At 73.4% G+C, this 19,273-nt stretch carries 20 protein-coding genes; 6 read left to right on the top strand and 14 right to left on the bottom strand.

Annotated features, from left to right (window positions below; translation table 11 throughout):
• Positions 1 to 112: 112 nt before the first annotated feature.
• Positions 113 to 766 (bottom strand): transglycosylase family protein, encoded by a 654-nt coding sequence (locus tag IG74_RS0129310; protein WP_030683514.1) that lies wholly within the window; start codon positions 764 to 766, stop codon positions 113 to 115.
• A 527-nt stretch (positions 767 to 1,293) separates the two neighbouring features.
• Here IG74_RS0129310 and IG74_RS0129305 point away from each other — a divergent pair.
• Positions 1,294 to 2,085 (top strand): hypothetical protein, encoded by a 792-nt coding sequence (locus IG74_RS0129305; RefSeq protein ID WP_030683511.1) that lies wholly within the window; start codon positions 1,294 to 1,296, stop codon positions 2,083 to 2,085.
• A gap of 113 nt (positions 2,086 to 2,198) precedes the next feature.
• Positions 2,199 to 2,549: a hypothetical protein gene (locus IG74_RS51230; protein WP_158857818.1), complete on the top strand. Its 351-nt coding sequence runs from the start codon at positions 2,199 to 2,201 to the stop codon at positions 2,547 to 2,549.
• A gap of 95 nt (positions 2,550 to 2,644) precedes the next feature.
• Here the strand turns inward: IG74_RS51230 and der are convergent, their stop codons facing one another.
• The 5 genes from der to IG74_RS0129275 all read right to left on the bottom strand — a co-directional run bounded on the left by der (position 2,645) and on the right by IG74_RS0129275 (position 7,390).
• The gene (gene der, locus IG74_RS0129295; RefSeq protein ID WP_030683505.1) at positions 2,645 to 4,141 is read right to left on the bottom strand and encodes a ribosome biogenesis GTPase Der; all 1,497 of its coding nucleotides are present in this window, start codon (positions 4,139 to 4,141) and stop codon (positions 2,645 to 2,647) included.
• Positions 4,142 to 4,215: 74 nt separating this feature from the next.
• The gene (locus IG74_RS0129290; protein ID WP_234334491.1) at positions 4,216 to 4,803 is read right to left on the bottom strand and encodes a lysophospholipid acyltransferase family protein; all 588 of its coding nucleotides are present in this window, start codon (positions 4,801 to 4,803) and stop codon (positions 4,216 to 4,218) included.
• Between the two features lie 56 nt (positions 4,804 to 4,859).
• Positions 4,860 to 5,549, bottom strand: coding sequence for a (d)CMP kinase (cmk, locus tag IG74_RS0129285; RefSeq protein ID WP_030683500.1), 690 nt, complete (start codon positions 5,547 to 5,549; stop codon positions 4,860 to 4,862).
• 109 nt (positions 5,550 to 5,658) lie between these two features.
• Positions 5,659 to 6,744: a prephenate dehydrogenase gene (locus tag IG74_RS0129280; protein WP_030683499.1), complete on the bottom strand. Its 1,086-nt coding sequence runs from the start codon at positions 6,742 to 6,744 to the stop codon at positions 5,659 to 5,661.
• Between the two features lie 160 nt (positions 6,745 to 6,904).
• Positions 6,905 to 7,390: a YidB family protein gene (locus IG74_RS0129275; protein ID WP_420709954.1), complete on the bottom strand. Its 486-nt coding sequence runs from the start codon at positions 7,388 to 7,390 to the stop codon at positions 6,905 to 6,907.
• Between the two features lie 147 nt (positions 7,391 to 7,537).
• Here IG74_RS0129275 and IG74_RS0129270 point away from each other — a divergent pair, with 147 nt between their 5' ends.
• The 4 genes from IG74_RS0129270 to IG74_RS0129255 are packed head-to-tail and all read left to right on the top strand — an operon-like array spanning position 7,538 to position 10,047.
• Entirely contained in the window at positions 7,538 to 8,203 is a 666-nt protein-coding gene (locus IG74_RS0129270; protein ID WP_030683497.1) for a hypothetical protein, read from the top strand.
• Positions 8,204 to 8,245: 42 nt separating this feature from the next.
• Positions 8,246 to 8,827: a DUF6529 family protein gene (locus IG74_RS0129265; protein ID WP_030683496.1), complete on the top strand. Its 582-nt coding sequence runs from the start codon at positions 8,246 to 8,248 to the stop codon at positions 8,825 to 8,827.
• Complete coding sequence (locus IG74_RS0129260) at positions 8,824 to 9,279, top strand: Rieske (2Fe-2S) protein (protein WP_030683494.1); 456 nt, start codon at positions 8,824 to 8,826, stop codon at positions 9,277 to 9,279. Before IG74_RS0129265 ends, IG74_RS0129260 begins: the two co-directional genes overlap by 4 nt.
• Positions 9,280 to 9,300: 21 nt before the next feature.
• The gene (locus tag IG74_RS0129255; protein ID WP_030683493.1) at positions 9,301 to 10,047 is read left to right on the top strand and encodes a DNA polymerase beta superfamily protein; all 747 of its coding nucleotides are present in this window, start codon (positions 9,301 to 9,303) and stop codon (positions 10,045 to 10,047) included.
• Here IG74_RS0129255 and IG74_RS0129250 read toward each other — a convergent pair.
• From IG74_RS0129250 to IG74_RS0129215, 8 genes are all read right to left on the bottom strand, one after another.
• Positions 9,973 to 10,719 carry a DNA polymerase beta superfamily protein gene (locus tag IG74_RS0129250; RefSeq protein ID WP_030683491.1) on the bottom strand — a complete coding sequence of 249 codons (747 nt, stop codon included), beginning with the start codon at positions 10,717 to 10,719 and terminating at the stop codon, positions 9,973 to 9,975. The two genes, IG74_RS0129255 and IG74_RS0129250, sit on opposite strands and share 75 nt — an antisense overlap.
• Before the next feature lie 14 nt (positions 10,720 to 10,733).
• Complete coding sequence (locus tag IG74_RS0129245; protein ID WP_030683489.1) at positions 10,734 to 11,942, bottom strand: pseudouridine synthase; 1,209 nt, start codon at positions 11,940 to 11,942, stop codon at positions 10,734 to 10,736.
• 12 nt (positions 11,943 to 11,954) lie between these two features.
• Positions 11,955 to 12,521 (bottom strand): SMC-Scp complex subunit ScpB, encoded by a 567-nt coding sequence (scpB, locus tag IG74_RS0129240; protein ID WP_234334490.1) that lies wholly within the window; start codon positions 12,519 to 12,521, stop codon positions 11,955 to 11,957.
• A 77-nt stretch (positions 12,522 to 12,598) separates the two neighbouring features.
• Positions 12,599 to 13,606 (bottom strand): segregation and condensation protein A, encoded by a 1,008-nt coding sequence (locus tag IG74_RS0129235; protein WP_030683485.1) that lies wholly within the window; start codon positions 13,604 to 13,606, stop codon positions 12,599 to 12,601.
• Between the two features lie 56 nt (positions 13,607 to 13,662).
• Complete coding sequence (locus tag IG74_RS0129230) at positions 13,663 to 14,253, bottom strand: hypothetical protein (protein WP_078869120.1); 591 nt, start codon at positions 14,251 to 14,253, stop codon at positions 13,663 to 13,665.
• On the bottom strand, positions 14,238 to 15,365 hold the full coding sequence (locus IG74_RS0129225; protein ID WP_078869119.1) for a ParA family protein: 1,128 nt from the start codon (positions 15,363 to 15,365) through the stop codon (positions 14,238 to 14,240). Before IG74_RS0129225 ends, IG74_RS0129230 begins: the two co-directional genes overlap by 16 nt.
• Positions 15,366 to 15,728: 363 nt before the next feature.
• Positions 15,729 to 16,853: an alanine dehydrogenase gene (gene ald / locus IG74_RS0129220; protein WP_030683479.1), complete on the bottom strand. Its 1,125-nt coding sequence runs from the start codon at positions 16,851 to 16,853 to the stop codon at positions 15,729 to 15,731.
• Between the two features lie 134 nt (positions 16,854 to 16,987).
• Positions 16,988 to 19,204, bottom strand: coding sequence for a tetratricopeptide repeat protein (locus IG74_RS0129215; protein WP_037826206.1), 2,217 nt, complete (start codon positions 19,202 to 19,204; stop codon positions 16,988 to 16,990).
• Between the last annotated feature and the right edge of the window lie 69 nt (positions 19,205 to 19,273).

Raw genomic sequence — 19,273 nt, 5'->3', positions numbered from 1 at the left:
CCGCGCGGGGGCCCGTCGTGCCGCGCCGCCGCGCGCGCGGCCCCACCCGGTCAGCCGACGGGGCGGGGCCGCGCGTGGGTTCCGGCCGCGGCCGGAAGGGACGGCCGGGCCGTCAGATCGCCAGGCGCTGCCCGGGCACGATCAGGTTCGGATCACCGCCGATGACGCCCCGGTTGACGGCGTAGAGCCGCTGCCAGCCGACGCCGTGCGCGGCGGCGATGCGGCTCAGCGTGTCGCCCTGGCGCACCACGTAGCCGCCGGAGCCCCGCGCGCCGCCCCGGTCGGCGTGACCGGGCGCGCGGTACGCGGGCCGCTGCTCGGCGGCCTTCGGCGCGGTCTGTGGCGCCGCCTTGGGCACCGCGGGCTTGGGCGCGGGCCTGGGCGCCGCCTGTGGCGCGGCCGCTCCGGGAGCGGGCCCGGAGGCACCCGCCCGTGCCGAGCACGACGGCCAGGCGCCCCACCCCTGAGCGCGCTGGACCTTCGCCGCGACGGCGATCTGCTGGGCCCTTGAGGCCTTGTCGGCGGTCGGCGCGTAGGCCCCGCCGCCGTACGCCCGCCAGGTCCCGGCGGAGAACTGGAGTCCGCCGTAGTAGCCGTTGCCGGTGTTGATCTGCCAGTTGCCGCCGCTCTCGCAGCGGGCGATCCGGTCCCACACTCCGCCGTCCGCCGCGGCCTGCCCGGTCGCGGCGAGCAGGCCCAGCGGCGCGAGGAGCGCGGCTCCGCCGAGCACTGCCGTCTTGCGAATGTTCCTGGGACGTTCGGACATGGATTTCCCTCTCGGAGGACCCGGGCTCCCCCTGGCCCCGCGGGCCCCGTGCGCGTCCGGCGCCGGGGTCCCGCCGAGCCCCGTCCGCCGGGACGGTGGTGCTCCGCCGCGCCTTGACGATCGAGCTGGCCGGCGCGACCGGCGGACGTACCCGAGCGGTGCTCGCTGCACACGGCGGTGGAATCTAGGAGCCCCGCCGCCCCACTATCAACCGACTCCCCGTCATTCCAGGCCAGTTGCCTGTTACCTGGAGTATCGTCGACTTTCGGACACCCGTTTCATTCCCGTATATGGACATTTAGCCACCCTTCGGCCCGGCGATCTGTGACTCACCTCACCGGCCCAACTTCCGTGCACGTGACAGGTGTTGGCGCGGAGTGACGAATTCCGTCCGTCAACTCACCCTCCGCTTCCGATAGTTCAATTCCGCGCCTCTCGTGCGTGACTTGGGCCACTGATCGCCCGTTGTCTCCTTTATGAGCCGGGCACCACCCGGACACCCCACGCATCGATTCCGAGGAGTCACCGTGCCGCGCATGCTCGACCTCAGCGACGAGGTACGCGCCGAGATCGGCGACGAAGAAGCCGACCGCCTGCTCGCCGGGGAGAACGCCCCGGGCGCCTACGACTGCACGTCCTGCCGCACCCCGGGCGACTCCGAGCGCGAGCGCACCAGCACGGTCCTGTTCGTCGGCGACGAGACGGCCGTGCTCGCCTTCGCCCACGCCTCCTGTCTGCCGTCCCAGATCGTCGAGGTCTCCGAGGAGCAGCTCCAGGGCGCCGTCCGGTCCATCACCGGCGAGGACACCGTGCCGTCGCAGCGCCCCGCCGACACCGCCCCCGAACAGGCCGTGCTCGGCGTCACCAGCGGCCTCGTCCTCATCGAGGGCGAGCTGCACCCCGCGCTCGTCGTCGAGCCGACCGGACCCATCGCCCGCCCGGGCGCGGCGCCCGGCGGCGGCGACGACTTCCTGCCGCTCCTGATCGAGCACGGCTTCATGCCCGTGACCTCGCTCGCGGGCGTGCCCCCGACGCTGCACGGCTGGTCGGTGCTGCTCGCCGTGGGCCAGCTGCACGCCATCCTCCAGCCCGGCACGAGCGGCGGCTCCCCGGTCGCCTGGTGGCAGGCCCACCAGCCGCTCCAGGTCACCGACGGCTGGCGCGCGGCGGCCAACAAGCTCCAGTCGGTCCTGCTGTACGCGACCCCGTCGGGCACCGTCGGCCGCCAGCCCCGCGAGGACCTGCTGCGCGGCGCGCTCGACCGCGCGGCCTCCCGGGGCCAGCTGGTCGCGTGCGCGATGCCGCTCGCGGGCACCTGAGGCCACATTGGGGGCCCGGGCCCCGCATCCCGGGAACCCCCCAGGTCGTTGGCTCAGACGTGCACGTATACGACGCCACACACCACCGGCCGTACGCCGGCCCCATCCCGTCCATGCGCACCGCGCAGGACACCACGGGCGCCTTCTCGGCCACGCCGATCTACGACGCCCTGTACTCCGAGTACCTCAGGGCGTTCCGGGCCCTGCCCGGCGACAGGACCGGCGAGGAAGAGCTGAGGTTCACCGGCTTCGGCCCCGGGCCGTACGGCAACCCCGCGCCCTACGGCGCCGTACGGCACGACCCGCGCCACACCCCCCGGCACGATCCGCGCCACGATCCGCGGCACGACCCCCGGCACAACGCCTTCAACGTGGCCCGCTACGGCCAGCCCACCCAGGTCGACCACCACAGCTACGGCCACCTCTTCCCGGCCGCCCTCCCCCCGGGCCCGCGCCGGGGCTGACCACCCGCCCCTCCCGTATGCCGATGCCCGGCCCTCCGTGCGGAGGGCCGGGCATCGGCATACGGACCGCGGCGCCGCGGCTCCTTCTGCTGCGGCTACTTCTTCTTCTGGGCCTTCTGGCCGCGCTTCTCGCGCACCCGCACCGAGATGTGGATCGGCGTGCCCTCGAAGCCGAACTCCTCGCGCAGCCTGCGCTCCACGAAGCGGCGGTAGCCGTGCTCGATGAAGCCCGAGGCGAACAGGACGAACCGCGGCGGCTTGGTGCCCGCCTGGGTGCCGAAGAGGATGCGCGGCTGCTTGCCGCCCCGGACCGGGTGCGGGTGGGCGGCGACCAGCTCGCCGAGGAACGCGTTCAGACGGCCCGTCGGGACGCGCGTCTCCCAGCCCGCGATGGCCGTCTCGATCGCGGGGACGAGCTTCTCCATGTGCCGCCCCGTGCGCGCCGACACGTTCACCCGCGGCGCCCACGCGACCTGCGCGAGCTCCGTCTCGATCTCCCGCTCCAGGTAGTAGCGGCGCTCCTCGTCGAGGGTGTCCCACTTGTTGTACGCGAGGACGACCGCGCGGCCCGCCTCCACCGCCATCGTGACGATGCGCTGGTCCTGGATGCTGATGGACTCGCTGGCGTCGATCAGGATGACCGCGACCTCCGCCTTCTCCACGGCGGCCGCCGTGCGCAGCGAGGCGTAGTAGTCGGCGCCCTGCTGGAGGTGGACGCGCTTGCGGATGCCCGCCGTGTCAACGAACTTCCAGGTGACGCCGCCCAGCTCGATGAGCTCGTCGACCGGGTCGCGGGTGGTGCCCGCGAGCTCGTTGACGACGACGCGCTCCTCGTTCGCCACCTTGTTCAGGAGGGAGGACTTGCCCACGTTCGGACGGCCGATGAGCGCGATGCGGCGCGGGCCGCCGACGGCCGTGCCGAAGGTCTGCGCGGGCGCCTCGGGCAGCACGTCCAGGACCGCGTCGAGCATGTCGCCGGTGCCGCGGCCGTGCAGCGAGGAGACCGGGTGCGGCTCGCCGATGCCGAGGGACCACAGGGCGGTGGCGTCGGCCTCGCCGCTCTGGCCGTCGACCTTGTTGGCGCAGAGCACCACGGGCTTCTTGGCCTTGCGAAGCAGCCGGACGACGGCCTCGTCGGTGTCGGTGACGCCGACCGTGGAGTCGACGACGAACACGACGGCGTCGGCGGTCTCGATCGCGTACTCGGCCTGTGCGGCCACCGACGCGTCGATGCCGAGGACGTCCTGCTCCCAGCCGCCGGTGTCGACGACCTTGAAGCGGCGGCCCGCCCACTCGGCCTCGTAGGTGACGCGGTCGCGGGTCACGCCCGGCTTGTCCTCGACGACGGCCTCGCGGCGGCCGATGATGCGGTTCACGAGCGTCGACTTGCCGACGTTCGGCCGGCCGACGACGGCGAGGACCGGGAGCGGGCCGTGCCCGGCCGCCTCGATGGCGCCCTCGACGTCCTCGACGTCGAAGCCCTCTACGGCGGCGAGCTCCATGAACTCCGCGTACTCGGCGTCGCCAAGCGCCCCATGGTCGTGCTCGACGTGTGCCGTCGGCTCGCCCTCGGGCTGGATCTGGTCGTTCATGAAGTCCGTACCTCGTCGTTCATCGTGGTGATCGGTGACCCCTCCGTACGGCGGGTCACTACTGAAAGTCTTACTCAGCGCCCGGTCAGGCGCCTGGCGTTTTCCAGGTGGGCGGTCAGCTGCTCCTGGATGCGCACGGTCGCCTCGTCCAGCGCCTTGCGCGTGCGCCGCCCGCTGCCGTCGCCCGCCTCGAAGGGGTCCCCGAAGACGACGTCGACGCGGCTGCGCAGCGGCGGCAGCTGCCGTATCAGGCGGCCGCCGCGCTCCGTGCTGCCGAGGACGGCGACCGGCACGATCGGCGCCCCCGAGCGCACCGCGAAGTACGCGAGCCCCGCGCGCAGCGAGGCGAAGTCGCCGTCGCCCCGGGTGCCCTCGGGGAAGATCCCGAGGACGCCGCCCTGCGCCAGGACGCCGAGGGCGTCGGTGATCGCCGTCCGGTCGGCCGTCGAGCGGTCGACCTGGATCTGGCCGATGGCGCCGAGGAACCTGCCGAGCGGGCCGACGAACGCCTCCTTCTTGATCAGGAAGTGCGTCGGCCGGGGCGCCACGCCCATGACCATCGGGCCGTCGACGTTGTGCGAGTGGTTGACGGCCAGGATGACCGGGCCGCTCGCCGGCACCCGCCAGGCGCCGAGCACGCGAGGCTTCCACAGGCCGTACATCAGACCGACGCCGATGCGCCGCCCGACCTCGGCCCCGCGCTCGGCCGTCCCGGAGGTCACTTCCCGGCCCGCTTCTCCTCAACGAGGGTGACGACGCACTCGATGACCTGCTGGAGCGAGAGCTCGGTGGTGTCGACCTCGACGGCGTCGTCGGCCTTGGCGAGCGGCGACGTCTTGCGGCTGGAGTCGGCGGCGTCGCGCTTGATGAGGGCCTCGCGCGTGGCGTTCACGTCGGCGCCCTTGAGCTCGCCGGAGCGGCGGGCGGCACGGGCCTCGGGGGACGCCGTGAGGAAGATCTTCAGGTCGGCGTCGGGCAGGACCGTGGTGCCGATGTCCCGGCCCTCGACGACGATGCCCTTCTCCGCGCCGAGGGCGATGGAGCGCTGCAGCTCGGTGATCCGGGTGCGCACGTCGGGGACGGCGCTGACGGCGCTGACCTTGGAGGTGACCTCCTGCGTGCGGATCGGGCCCGCCACGTCCGTGCCGTCGACCGTGATCGTCGGGGCGGCCGGGTCCGTGCCGGAGACGATCTCGGGCTTGCCGGCCGCGGCGGCGATCGCACCAGGGTCGGTGAGGTCGATGCCGTTGTTCACCATCCACCACGTGATCGCCCGGTACTGGGCGCCGGTGTCCAGGTAGCTCAGGCCGAGCTGTGCGGCGACGGCCTTGGACGTGCTGGACTTGCCCGTGCCGGACGGCCCGTCGATGGCGACGATCACGGTGCCTGCGGCAGCGCTGTTTTCCAGGGATTCCACGGGCTGCGGGTGCCTTTCTCGGGGCGCGGGTGGGTGGGGGACGTGCGCGACGCCCCGCACAAGGTTACTGGCTCCCGCCCCGGCCCTCGTCTGGCCACCACTACGGCCGCAGCGACCAGCCCCGCTCCCGTAGCGCCGCGGCCAGCGGCGGCGCCGCCGCGGGCTCGACCATGAGCTGGACCAGACCGGCCTGCTGGCCGGTGGCGTGCTCCATGCGGACGTCCTCGACGTTGACCCCGGCGCGCTCCGCGTCGGCGAAGATCCGGGCCAGCTGGCCCGGCTGGTCGTTGATGAGGACGGCCACGACCTCGTACGCCAAGGGGGCGGAGCCGTGCTTGCCGGGCACCCGGGCCTGGCCCGCGTTGCCGCGCCGCAGCACGTTCTCCACGCCGGTGGCGCCGTCGAGCCGCTCGGACGCGTCGGCCGACTCCAGGCCCCGCAGCGCGGCGACGGTCTCCTGGAGGTCGGCGGCGACGTCCGCGAGCAGGTCGGCGACCGGGCCCGGGTTGGCGGAGAGGATGTCGATCCACATCCGCGGGTCGGACGCGGCGATGCGGGTGACGTCGCGGATGCCCTGGCCGCACAGCCGGACCGCCGACTCCTCGGCGTTCTCCAGGCGGGCCGCGACCATGCTGGAGACCAGGTGCGGCATGTGCGAGACGAGGGCGACGGCCCGGTCGTGCGCGTCGGCGTCCATGACGACGGGCACGGCCCGGCACTGGGCGACCAGCTCCAGGGCGAGGTTCAGCACCTCGGTGTCGGTGTCCCGGGTGGGCGTGAGCACCCAGGGGCGGCCCTCGAAGAGGTCGGCGGACGCGGCGAGGGGCCCGCTGCGCTCGCGCCCCGACATGGGGTGCGTGCCGATGTACGGCGTCAGGTCGAGGCCGAGCGCCTCGAGGTCGCGGCGCGGTCCGCCCTTGACGCTCGCGACGTCCAGGTAGCCGCGGGCGACGCCGCGGCGCATGGCGTCGGCGAGGGTGGCGGCGACGTGCGCGGGCGGCACCGCCACCACGCACAGGTCGACGGGGCCATCGGGCTCCGCCGCGGTCCCGGCGCCGAGCGCGGCGGCCGTGCGGGCCTGCTCGGTGTCGTGGTCGGCGAGGTGGACGGCGACGCCGCGGCGGGCCAGGGCCAGGGCGGCCGAGGTGCCGATGAGGCCGGTGCCGATGACGAGGGCTGTTCTCACTGGGCGATGTCCCCGTAGCTTCCGTGCGTGTGCACATCGGGTCGTGATGTACGTACCGCACATCGGGTCTTGATGGACGTACAGCCTAGTCACCGCTGGTGACACGGGTGCGCGGCGCCCGTCTGCCGAGACGGTCGCCGCGCACCGGCCGCGTGCGGCCTCAGAGCTGCTGCTGCCTGATGATGTCCTCCAGGGAGCCGCTCGGCACCTGTCCGCCCGGGGTGAGCTTGTCGACGACCTGGGGCAGCTGCTGGGCGATCTCGTCGGCGGCCTGCTCGGGCGAGACCCCGGCGTCCTCGGCGACCTGCTGGAGCGTGGCGTCGGGCAGCGCCTCCTTGACCTGCGCGCCGGACACCGGCTGGTTCTCGCCGGAGCCGACCCACGACTGGGCCTGGTCGGCGAGCCCGGCCTTGGTCAGCCCGTCGAGGAGGCCGCCCAGCGGGTTGCTCCCGCCGCCCTTGCTCATCAGCGCGCCGAGCAGGGCACCGAGGATGTTGCCGCCGCCGCCCGACGAGCCCCCTCCCTGCTGGCCCCCGCCGAGGAGACCGCCGAGGAGGCCACCGAGATCGTTACCCGCCATGGTCGTGCCTTTCGCTTCGCCGGCCGGGCCCCGCCCCGCGGGCCAGGGGCCCCGGACCCTGCCAATGTCACCCGGACCGCCGCGCCCCGCCACTCGGAGCGACCGGCGCGGAACCCACCCGCACCACACGTGCACAGCCCCCGTGCGCCCCTGGACGCCAGGGTGCGGGTCGGCTTGCATGGAGGGGGCAGGCCACGCGCCCCGGGGGGACGTATGAAGCGCTCAGGACCCTTGTTCACGCTGCTCGGCGGGCTGCTGCTCGCCCTGTTCATGCTGTCGCTCAACGCGACCACGGGGTCGGGCAGCACGTCGTACGGCGACTCCTCGTCCGACGCCGCCGAGCCCTCGCCGCCGCCCACCGCGACCGCGAGTCCTTCGGCGAAGCCGTCCCCGTCGAAGAAGCCGCGGCCGCCCGCCGACGGCAGGTACACGGGCCGCACGGACGACGACACCGCCTCCGTCGCCATCACGCTGCGCGCCGGCAAGGCCACGGCGTACTACTGCGACGGCAGGACCACCGAGGCCTGGCTGAAGGGCGACGTCGAGGACGACGGCTCGCTGAAGCTGACCGGCAAGGGCGGCGCCGAACTCGACGGGCGCGTCAAGGGCGACACGGTCCGCGGCACGGTCGACGTCCGCGACAAGGCCCGGCCCTTCACCGCCCCCCGGGCGAAGAAGCCCGCGGGGCTGTACCGCGCGACGTCCGAGGTCCGCGGCGAGCGCCTCGACGGCGGCTGGATCGTCCAGCCCGACGGCAGCCAGGTCGGCGTCCTCAGCCGCGACGGCGAGCCCACCGCGGCTCCCCGCCTCGACCCCGCCACGGGCGCCGTCCGGCTGCCCGGCGGCGGCCGCCTCACCGCCCGCCCCGTCGTGCCCTGAGCGCCCCGCCCGCACCCATCCGCGCCCGCCCCGGGAGGCCCCGTGAGCGTCGACCCCAACGCCCCCACCCAAGGCGCCGGCTTCCCCACGGGCCCGCGCCGCGAGCACCCGGCGCGCTATCTGGTGCCCGCCCTGGTCGCGGCCGCCGTGGCCGTCGGCCTCGGCGCGTACGGCAAGGTCCACGACCCCGAGGGCACCGCCTTCAACCTCGCGGGCTTCAGCTCCACCAGCGCCGTGAAGTCCTGGCTCGCCACCACCGCGGTCGGCTTCGCGCTGATCCAGGTCGGCTCGGCCCTCATGGTCTACGGGAAGCTGCCGGGGCCCTCCTGGTCGGCGGCGCTGCACCGCTGGTCGGGCCGGATCGCGTTCCTGGTGGCCGTGCCGGTCGCGGTGCACTGCCTCTACGCGCTCGGCTACCAGACGTACTCGACGCGCGTGCTGTGGCACTCCTTCCTCGGCTGCTTCTTCTTCGGCGCGTTCAGCGCCAAGATGCTGCTGCTCCGCTCGGCGCGGCTGCCCGGCTGGCTGCTGCCGCTGGTGGGCGGCCTGGTCTTCGCGGTGCTCACCGTGGTGTGGGTGACCTCGGCGCTGTGGTTCTTCCGTACGGTCGGGGTGACGACGTGAGCGGCGGCGGGCGGCCCACCCGGCGGGCGGCGCTCACCGCGGCGGCACTCGCGGCGGCGGCCGCCGCGTGCGACAAGTACGGCGACGAAGGGGCCGCGCAGGACCCGCCCGAGTCCACGCCCCCGTCCTCCGGCGGCGGCGCCCCCGGCAAGCAGCCGTCCAAGGCGCCGCCGCTGGCCAGGACGGCCGAGATCCCGGTCGGCGGCGGCAAGGTCTTCGAGGACGAGAAGGTCGTGGTCACCCAGCCCGAGAAGGGGGACTTCAAGGCGTTCTCCGCGGTCTGCACGCACCAGGGCTGCACGGTCCGCGACGTGTCCGACGGCACGATCAACTGCCCCTGCCACGGCAGCAGGTTCAGCGTGACGGACGCCTCGGTGACGGGCGGCCCCGCACCGCGCCCGCTGGCCCCACGCGGCATCGACGTCACGGGAAACGCGATCAGGCTCACCTGACCAACCGCGTACGCTCCGGAGATGGACAACCCCCAGGACCTGGTCCGCGACCACACGATCTACGCCTGTGTGATGGGGTCGCGCGCCTTCGGGCTGGCCACGGAGGACAGCGACACCGACCGCAGGGGCGTGTTCCTCGCGCCGACCCCGCTGTACTGGCGCTTCGAGAAGCCGCCCACGCACGTCGAAGGACCGGCGGACGAGCAGTTCGGCTGGGAGCTGGAGCGCTTCTGCGAGCTGGCCCTGCGCGCCAATCCGAACATCCTGGAGTGCCTGCACTCCCCGCTCGTCGAACACGTCACGGACACCGGCCGCGAGCTGCTCGCCCTGCGCGGGGCGTTCCTGTCCCGGCAGGCCCACGAGACCTTCGCCCGCTACGCCCTCGGCCAGCGCAAGAAGCTCGACGCCGACGTCCGCACGCACGGCGCCCCGCGCTGGAAGCACGCCATGCACCTGCTGCGGCTGCTCGCCTGCTGCCGCGATCTGCTCCTGACCGGCGAACTGACCCTGGACGTGGGCGCCGGGCGCGAGCCGCTGCTCGCCGTCAAGCGCGGCGAGGTGCCCTGGCCCGAGGTGGAGTCCCGGATGACCCGGCTCGCCGAGGAGTGCGAAGCGGCGGCGGCCCGCACCCCGCTGCCGCCGGAGCCGGACCGCCGCCGCGTCGAGGACTTCCTGTACCGCGCCCGCCGGGCGTCAGCCCTCCAGGCGTACGCGGACGACCAGGTCGTGCACGGCGTCGTACGCGGTGTGGACGCCCGGCAGGGCTGAGGCCGCCCGCGCCTCGTCCAGGGCGGCGTGCAGCCGCTCGACGTCGGCGGCCACCCGCCTCCGGTCCACCGCGGCACCGCCGTGCTCGGCCTCCCGCTTGGCGGCGACGAGGTCGGGCAGATAGGCGGGCGCCTCGCCGACCTCGTCCACCAGCGTGGGCAGATGCGCGACGACGCCGCCGCCGCGCATCAGGTGGATGCCGGTGAGCAGCACGCGGAAGGTGTACAGCAGCGGCTTCAGCTCGCCGTTCTTCTCGAACAGCCGCCACTGCGTGTGCGCGAAGCCCCGGTAGTGGTGCGCGTGGTGGCTGGTCAGAACGGTGGGCGCGAGGGCGACCAGCTCCGCGTGGGTGTCGGTGGTGTGCGCGACCAGCGGGGAGAGCAGCTGCTCCAGGACGTAGCCGTTGTGCCGCAGCATCAGGCGCGCGAACTTGCGCAGGTCGTGCGTGACCAGGTCCATCTCGACCCCGTCCCGGTCCCACATCGAGGACCGGGTCTCCTGGGGCTCCCGGAGGCCGACCAGGTCGGCCACCGGCAGCAGGTGGACGCCCCGCAGGTCCACGTCCGAGTCCCGGGACGGGAACCCGTACAGATGGGCTCCCGACACGGTCGCGAACAGCAGGGGGTCGCTCTGCTCCCCCGCGACGGCGCCCAGGTCGAGCGCGTCCACCACCGACTCCGTGAGCACTACAGGTCGACTTCCTTCATCAGCATGCCGACCTCGGTGTTGGACAGGCGGCGCAGCCAGCCCGACTTCTGGTCGCCGAGCGTGATCGGGCCGAAGGCGACCCGCACCAGCTTGTCGACGGGGAACCCGGCCTCGGCGAGCATGCGGCGCACGATGTGCTTGCGGCCCTCGTGCAGGGTGACCTCGACCAGGTAGTTCTTGCCGGTCTGCTCGACGACGCGGAAGTGGTCCGCGCGGGCGTAGCCGTCCTCCAGCTGGATGCCGTCCTTGAGCTGCTTGCCCAGGTCGCGCGGGATCGGGCCGACGATGTGCGCGAGGTAGACCTTCTTCACGCCGTACTTGGGGTGGGTCAGGCGGTGGGCCAGCTCACCGTGGTTGGTGAGCAGGATGACGCCCTCGGTCTCGGTGTCGAGCCGCCCCACGTGGAACAGGCGCGTCTCGCGGTTGTTCGTGTAGTCGCCAAGGCACTGGCGGCCCTCGTTGTCCTCCATGGTGGAGACGACGCCCGCGGGCTTGTTCAGGGCGAAGAACTGGTACGACTGCGTGGCCACGGTCAGGCCGTCGACCTTGATCTCGTCCTTGTCCGGCTCGACCCGCAGGCCCTGCTCCAGGACGATCTCGCCGTTGACCTCGACCCGGGCCTGCTCGATCAGCTCCTCGCAGGCGCGCCGGGAGCCGTAGCCCGCGCGGGCGAGGACCTTCTGCAGGCGCTCGCCCTCCTGCTCGGCGCCGGGGAAGGTCTTGGGGAGCTTCACGTCCTTCTTGCCCGCGTACCGCTCGCGGTTGCGCTCCTCTGCGCGCGTCTCGTACTCGCGCGAGTACGCGGGCGCCGGGCGGCCGCGGCCGCCGCCGCGCTGGTCCTGGCCGCGCTTGGGGCCGCCCTTGGCGCCGCCGCGCGCCGAGGCGCCGCGGCCCGACTTCGGGCCGTCCTGGGTGGCGCCGGGGCCCACGTCGTAGCGCCGCTCCTCGGGGCGGGGCTTGCTGGGGCGGCCGCTGCCCTGCCGGTCGTCGCGACCGCCACCGGCACCCCGGTAGTCGCCGCGGCCACCGCCACCGCTGCCGCCGCGGCCACCGCCGGTGGGGCGGCCGCCGCTGTTGCCCCGGCCGCCACCGCCGGGGCGGCCGCCACTGTTGCCGCGGCCGCCGCTGTTGCCACCACGGCTCCCGCCGTTGTTTCCGCTGCTGTTCCTGCCGCTGCTGCTTCGCATCAAAGTTCCGTCTTAGGTCGTCTGCGTCTTCTCGTCCGGGGCGTCGGGCGCGTCCGGATCGAACGACGGAAGTCCCTCCTGCGTCTCGGCCTCGATCGCCTCCGCCTCCGGGAGGAAGGGCGCGAGCTCCGGGAGCTCGTCCAGGCCGCGCAGGCCCATCCGCTCCAGGAAGTAGTTCGTCGTCCTGTACAGGATCGCACCTGTTTCGGGTTCCGCGCCCGCCTCCTCCACCAGACCGCGCTGGAGGAGGGTGCGCATGACCCCGTCGCAGTTCACTCCGCGCACCGCTGAGACCCGGGAGCGGCTGACCGGCTGGCGGTAGGCGACGACGGCGAGCGTCTCCAGAGCCGCCTGGGTGAGCCGGGCGTGCTGCCCGTCCAGGACGAAGCCCTCGACCGCGGGCGCGTACGCGGGGCGCGTGTAGTACCGCCAGCCCCCCGCCACCAGGCGCAGCTCGAAGCCGCGGCCCTGGGCGGTGTACTCGTCGGCGAGCTCGCGCAGCGCGTCCGCGACGGCCCGCCGGGGCCGCTGGAGGACCTTCGCCAGGTGCTCCTCGGTCGCGGGCTCGTCCACGACCATGAGGACGGCCTCGAGGGCGGGCCTCAGCTCCAGGTCCACGACCTCGGCCCGCAGCTCCCCCGCGGGGCTCTCGATGCTCACGGCTTCTCCTGATCCGGCTCGGGGGCCCGGTCGAACTCATCGGTCACGGTCGGCTCGCCGTCGCCGTCCCCGCCCGTCCAGCGCACCGTCAGCTCGCCGAGGGCGTCCTCCTGGTCCAGGGCGACGGCCTTCTCCCGGTAGAGCTCCAGGAGGGCCAGGAAGCGCGCCACGACGGTCAGGGTGTCGTCGGGCCCCAGCTCCTCGATCAGGCTCCGGAAGCTGGCCTCGCCGCGCTCCCGCAGCCGGGCCACGACCACGGCGGCCTGCTCCCGCACGGAGACCAGCGGCGCGTGGATGTGGTCGACGTACACCTGGGGCTTGGCCCTGGGCTGCATCGCCTTCACGGCGAGCTTGGCGAACCCCTCGGCGCCGATGCTGATGACGACCTCGGGCAGCAGCTCGGCGTGGTGCGGTTCCAGGCCGACGGTCCGCGGGTAGCGGCGCGCCTCGTCGTCGAGGCGGCCGCTGAAGATGTCGGCGATCTGCTTGTACGCGCGGTACTGGAGCAGCCGCGCGAACAGCAGGTCCCGTGCTTCGAGCAGCGCCAGGTCGGCCTCGTCCTCGACCTCGGCCGCGGGCAGGAGACGGGCCGCCTTCAGGTCGAGCAGCGTCGCGGCGACCACCAGGAACTCGGTCGTCTGGTCCAGGTCCCAGTCCGGCCCCATGGCCCGGATGTGCGCCATGAACTCGTCGGTCACCTTGGACAGCGCGACCTCGGTGACGTCCAGCTTGTGCTTGGCGATGAGCTGGAGCAGCAGGTCGAAGGGGCCCTCGAAGTTGGCGAGGCGGACCTTGAAGCGCCCGTCGTCCGGTGACGCGTCGTGCCCAGCGGAGTCCGCTGGGGGCCCACCGGGGTCTGCCGGGGCACCGCCCTGGGGCTCCGGCGGGGCGTCCTGAGGGGCCGGGGAGACGTCCTGGGGCTCCGGGAGGACGTCCGCCCCGGGCCCGCGCCCCAGCGACCGCCGCGCACGGCGGGACTCAACGGGGGCGGCGTCGGCAGGCATCACGTTCCCAGGCAAAGCGGCAGCGTATCGGCGGCGTACTGGCCGGAAGGCTACCGCTACCGCCCGCGCAGGCGGCGTACGAGGATGCTCGCGTCTCCGCGCGATTCCAGGTCGGCGAGGACGACGGCGACGGCCTCGCGCACGATGCGCCCGCGGTCCACCGCGAGCCCGTGCTCCCCGCGCAGCACCAGCCGCGCGTGCTCCAGATCCATCAGTTCCTCGGCGGAGACGTACACGGTGATCTTCTCGTCGTGCCGCTCGCGCCCGCTGGGGCGCCGGTTGGCGGCCCGGCCGCGGCGGCGCGTCTGGGTGGCCGTCGAGCCCGCGTTCTTGCCCGATCCCGAGCTGCCAGAACCTTCCTGCGCCGAGCGGCGCCCCTGCGCGCCGTCCTCGTCGTCGGTGGAGCGGCCGCGTGCGCCGCCGCCCTGCTCCGCCTCGCCCGCGGGGTGCTCGGCGGGCTCGCCGTCACCCTGCGCGGCGGCGGAGGCGTGCGACTCCTCCGCGGCGGCCTCGTCGCTCTCGCCCGCCGGTGCGGGCACCCGCGCCTCGCCATTCGTCTGCCGCCGCGGCGTCGAGGCCTGCAGCGCCATGCCCCCGGTCGTACGGAACAGTTCGTCGGCCCCGGGCAGACTCACTCGGCGTGACACCGGGCGAGCACCTCCCTGGCGAGCTGGCGATAGGCGGCCGCACCGACCGAGTTCGAGGCGTACGTCGTGATCGGCTCACCGGCGACGGTGGTCTCCGGGAAGCGCACGGTCCGGCCGATCACCGTGTGGTAGACGTGGTCGTCGAACGCCTCGACCACGCGCGCGAGCACCTCGCGGCTGTGCACCGTGCGCGAGTCGTACATCGTCGCGAGGATGCCGTCGAGCTCCAGGTCGGGGTTGAGCCGCTCCTGGACCTTCTCGATCGTCTCGGTGAGCAGCGCCACACCGCGCAGCGCGAAGAACTCGCACTCCAGCGGCACGATGACCTTGTGGGCCGCGGTGAGCGCGTTGACCGTGAGCAGGCCGAGCGAGGGCTGGCAGTCGATCACGATGTAGTCGTAGTCGGCCATGAGCGGCTTCAGGGCGCGCTGCAGCGTGGACTCGCGCGCGACCTCGCTGACGAGCTGCACCTCGGCGGCGGAGAGGTCGATGTTGCTGGGCAGCAGGTCCATGTTGGGGACCGCGGTCTTCAGGAGCACCTCGTCGGCGGACATGCCCCGCTCCATGAGCAGGTTGTAGACCGTGAGGTCGAGCTCCATCGGGTTCACGCCCAGGCCGACCGAGAGCGCGCCCTGCGGGTCGAAGTCGACGAGCAGGACCCGGCGTCCGTACTCCGCGAGCGCGGCACCCAGGTTGATGGTCGACGTGGTCTTGCCGACGCCGCCCTTCTGGTTGCACATCGCGATGATCTTCGCGGGGCCGTGGTCGGTCAGGGGTCCCGGGATCGGGAAGTACGGCAGCGGGCGCCCGGTCGGGCCGATGCGCTCGCGGCGCTGACGCGCGGCGTCGGGGGCGAGCGTGGCCGCGTACTCCGGGTCGGGCTCGTACTCCGCGTCGGGGTCGTAGAAATGACCCTGGGGCAGTTCCTCGTAGTCGGCGAGGGAAGTAGGGGTGGTGTTGTCGCCACTCCGGTCGCCGGCCATGGCGTTCACGTGTTGGCCATCCATGCTCTGGGGTGCTGACGGTGTCGGACTCTGGCGGGCTTCGAAGGTGTGGACAGCGACGGAGCCGACAGCCTCGAGCCCGACGGGACCCTGGCCCCGCCCAGACATTCCTGGTTGACCACCCCCGGGAGCAAATGTCGACTCATTCACAAGTCGTCTTACCTCCTTGGTGACCAGGAAATTTCTAGATAGGTCAGCGTGGCACCATGCCGACGGTTGGCGACTCTATGGCGTGTCACCGCTCCGCAGCAACACAATCCGCCGGACCCGGCCCGATGTGTCGGCAACGGAACACCCCGGTGTCAAGGGCGTATGCCGCTCCGTCAGCACGTTTCCGGGGGGCGCGAAACGGTTAAAGGGTAAGTTTCACGGCGAGTTGACCGCGTTCGCGCCGAACCACCGGCGGCCGGACCCCTCATAAGGTCCGGCCGCTGGCGTGAGATTGACGACTTTTGTTGACGTTCGCCGAGATCAGCCGAGCAGGGAGTCCAGCTCCAGGTGCTCGTAGCCGTGCGCCTCGGCGACCTCCTTGTAAACGACCTTGCCGTCATGCGTGTTGAGACCGAGGGCGAGCGCCGGGTCGCGGCGCAGGGCCTCGACCCAGCCGTTGTTGGCCAGGGACACGATGTACGGCATCGTCGCGTTGGTCAGCGCGTACGTGGAGGTGTTGGGCACCGCGCCGGGCATGTTGGCCACGCAGTAGAAGACCGAGTTGTGGACCGGGAAGGTCGGCTCGGCGTGCGTGGTCGGACGCGAGTCCTCGAAGCAGCCGCCCTGGTCGATCGCGATGTCGACAAGAACACTTCCCGGCTTCATGCGCGAGACCAGCTCGTTGGTGACGAGCTTGGGGGCCTTGGCGCCCGGGATGAGGACGGCGCCGATGACGAGGTCGGCCTCCAGGCAGGCCTTCTCCAGCTCGAAGGCGTTGGAGACGACGGTCTGGATCTTCGTGCCGAAGACCTTGTCGGCTTCCTTGAGCTTGTTGATGTCACGGTCGAGCAGGGTGACGTGGAAGCCCATGCCGATGGCGATCTGCGCGGCGTTCCAGCCGGAGACGCCACCGCCGATGACGACGGCCTTGCCCGCCGCCACGCCGGGGACGCCGCCGGGCAGCACGCCACGGCCGCCGACCGCGCGCATCAGGTGGTAGGCGCCGACCTGCGGGGCCAGGCGGCCCGCGACCTCGGACATCGGGGCGAGCAGCGGCAGGGCGCGGCTGGGCAGCTCCACCGTCTCGTACGCGATGGCCGTGGTGCCCGACTCCAGGAGCGCGTCCGTGCACTCCTTGGAGGCGGCCAGGTGCAGGTAGGTGAAGAGCGTCTGGTCCTTGCGGAGGCGGTGGTACTCCTCCGCGATCGGCTCCTTGACCTTCAGGAGCAGGTCGGCCGAGGCCCAGACCTCGTCGGCGGTCTCGAGGATCTCGGCGCCCGCGGCGACGTACTCGTCGTCCGTGATCGACGAGCCGACACCGGCGTTGCGCTCGATGACGACCTGGTGGCCATGGCGCACCAGCTCGTGCACGCCGGCGGGGGTGATGGCCACCCGGAACTCGTTGTTCTTGACCTCGCGGGGGATGCCGACCTTCACGTCGATCACGGTCCTTGGCTCAGGGGGATTTAGGGCAATGCAGTACAAACCGGTACGCACACGAGCGCATCGGAAGACACCGCGCAGACACGCGGCGGAGCCATTCTAATGAAGGAGTTCTCGCTGTCTAGCCTTTCAAAGCATCAATCTCGACCGGATGCACTACGGATTTCGTAGGCGGAGGCCGGGGCTCCATCCATCGAGGCAGGCCCCGCGACCTCGGCGGACTCACCGCTCAGCTCACTTCCAAGGATGCGCTCGGCGGCCGCGCGGTGCAGCCGGGCGGCGGCCGGGTCGCCGAGCCGGTCCAGGGTGTCCGCGAGCCGCAGCCGCAGCGCCGCGAGCAGCCGGGTGTCCTCCGCCTGCCGGGCCAGGTCGATCGCCTCCTGGCAGGTGCGCAGACAGTCCTCGGGCCGGCCCGCGTACTCCTGGACCCGCGCCAGCTCGCCGAGCGCCCGGGCCCGGGCCGGGAGGTCCCCGGTCTTGCGGTGGCCCGCGACGGCCGAGCTCCAGTTGCGCAGGGCCTCGCCGTAGCGGCCCGCGTAGGTGTGGGCGGTGGCGATGCGGCCGTGCAGCCGGGCGGCGTCGGCCCGCTCGCCCCGGGCCTGGCGCTCGGTGAGGGCCCTGCCGTACCAGTCGGCGGCCCGAGGGTAGTCCCCCAGCTCCTGGTAGGCGCCGCCTACGGATTCCATCGCACGCCCGGTCGCGTACGGGTCGCCCGCCGCGCGGGCGCAGTCAAGGGCGGCGCGGTAGCGGGCCAGGGCCTCGTGCGTGCGGCCGGTGCGCGCGTCCAGGTCCGCGAGGTTCAACAGCGCGGCGGCCTGCTCGCGCGGCAGGTCGCGGCGCTCGGCCACGTCGAGCACGAGCTGGTGGATGCCGTACAGGTCGGGGGCGGCGGCCTCGGTGCCCCAGTGCGCGGCGAGCGCCCTGGTCAGGGCCGACATCAGCCGCCTCGCGAGCGTGTCGAGCTCGCCGTCGGCGACCGCGAGCCGGGCCGCGGCGAGCAGCGCGGGCCTGCGGACGCGCAGCCAGTCGGCGGCGGCGCGCGGGTTCGGGAAGCGCAGCGCGCGGGGCAGCCCGGCGAGCTTCTTGCGCGCGGCCGAGTCGCCGGGCTCGGTGATCGCGCGGCAGGACTGGAGCAGCCGCACGGTCCGCTCCAGCATCCGGGCGCGCGCCAACTGCACCTCCCCCGGCCGGTCCTGGGTCTCCGTCAACTCCCGGAGCAGCGGCACCAGGCAGCCCGGCACGTCGTACTGCGGCAGCTGCGAGTCCACGGCGCGCAGCAGGCCGAGCGCGACGAAGTCGTCGAGCGTGGCGCGCGCCGCGTTCACCGAACAGCCCGCGAGCGCCGACGCGGTGTGCGGGTCGACGTAGCCGGCGGGGGCGAGGCACAGCAGGCGCAGTATCCGCGCGGCGGGGCCGGGGAGTCCGGCGTAGGCCTGCCGGAACACACGGGCAAGGCCCGAGTCGGCCGCGCCGTCCTCGGGGAGCTCGCGGACCTGCTTGGTGAGGTCGGCGACGGCCGCCTTGGGCCGGGCGGCGAGCCAGCCCCCGGCGATCACGAGGGCCGCCGGGTGGCCGCCGCAGGCCTCGACCAGGCTCTCGGCGGAGCGCGGGTCGACGGTGATGCGCACCGAGCCCGCGCTGCGGGTCAGCAGGTCGAGCGCGGCCTTGGTGTCCAGGCCGCCGAGCGTGCAGGGTCGCACGTCGGGGATGCCGGTGAGGGGGCCGCCGGACACGGCGACGACCAGGCAGTCGGGGGTGTCCGGGAGCAGCGGCTCGACCTGGGCGGCGGCCCCGGCGGCGAGCACGCCTTCGGCGGCGCTGTCTGCGTCATCGGCATCGTCGCCCTCGGCGCCGGTCTCGTCGGCGCCCTTGGCGGCGGGCGGGGCGGTGATGTCCGCGACGTCGTCCAGGAGCAGCAGCGCCCGGCGGTCGGCGAGGGCGGCGCGCAGCGTCGCGGTCAGGTCGTCCTCGCCCGCGCCCGCGGGGGCGGGCACGGCGAGCGCGTCGAGGAGTTCGCGGGCGGTGCGCTCGGTGGGCACGGGCGTGCCGTCGGGGTCGGAGAGGCGGGCGCGCAGGATTCCGTCGGGGTAGGCGTCGGCGAGTTGCCGGGCCAGTTCCTCGGCGAGGGCGGTGCGGCCCGAACCGGGGCGGCCCGCGATGAGCAGGACGCGGGCGCGGGGGGCCTTGCGGCCCGAGAGGGTGTCGAGTCCGGCGCGGTCGATGTCGGCGCGGAGTTCCTTCAACTCCCGGTGGCGGCCCACGAACCGGCCTCCGTCGGTGCCGGCCGCCGCGCTCGTGGGCGGCGGCACCGCACCCCGCGCCGCACCGTCCGTGTCGACCGCCTGATCCGTCACGGGTAACGCTCCCGTCCGCCTGCGCACGAGCCCGCCGGGACTCCGGGCGGGACGCTTGCAGAGCCTAGT

Source organism: Streptomyces sp. NRRL B-1347 (assembly GCF_000720325.1).
Classification (GTDB): Bacteria; Actinomycetota; Actinomycetes; order Streptomycetales; family Streptomycetaceae; genus Streptomyces.
This window is presented reverse-complemented; position numbering and strand designations above follow the sequence as displayed.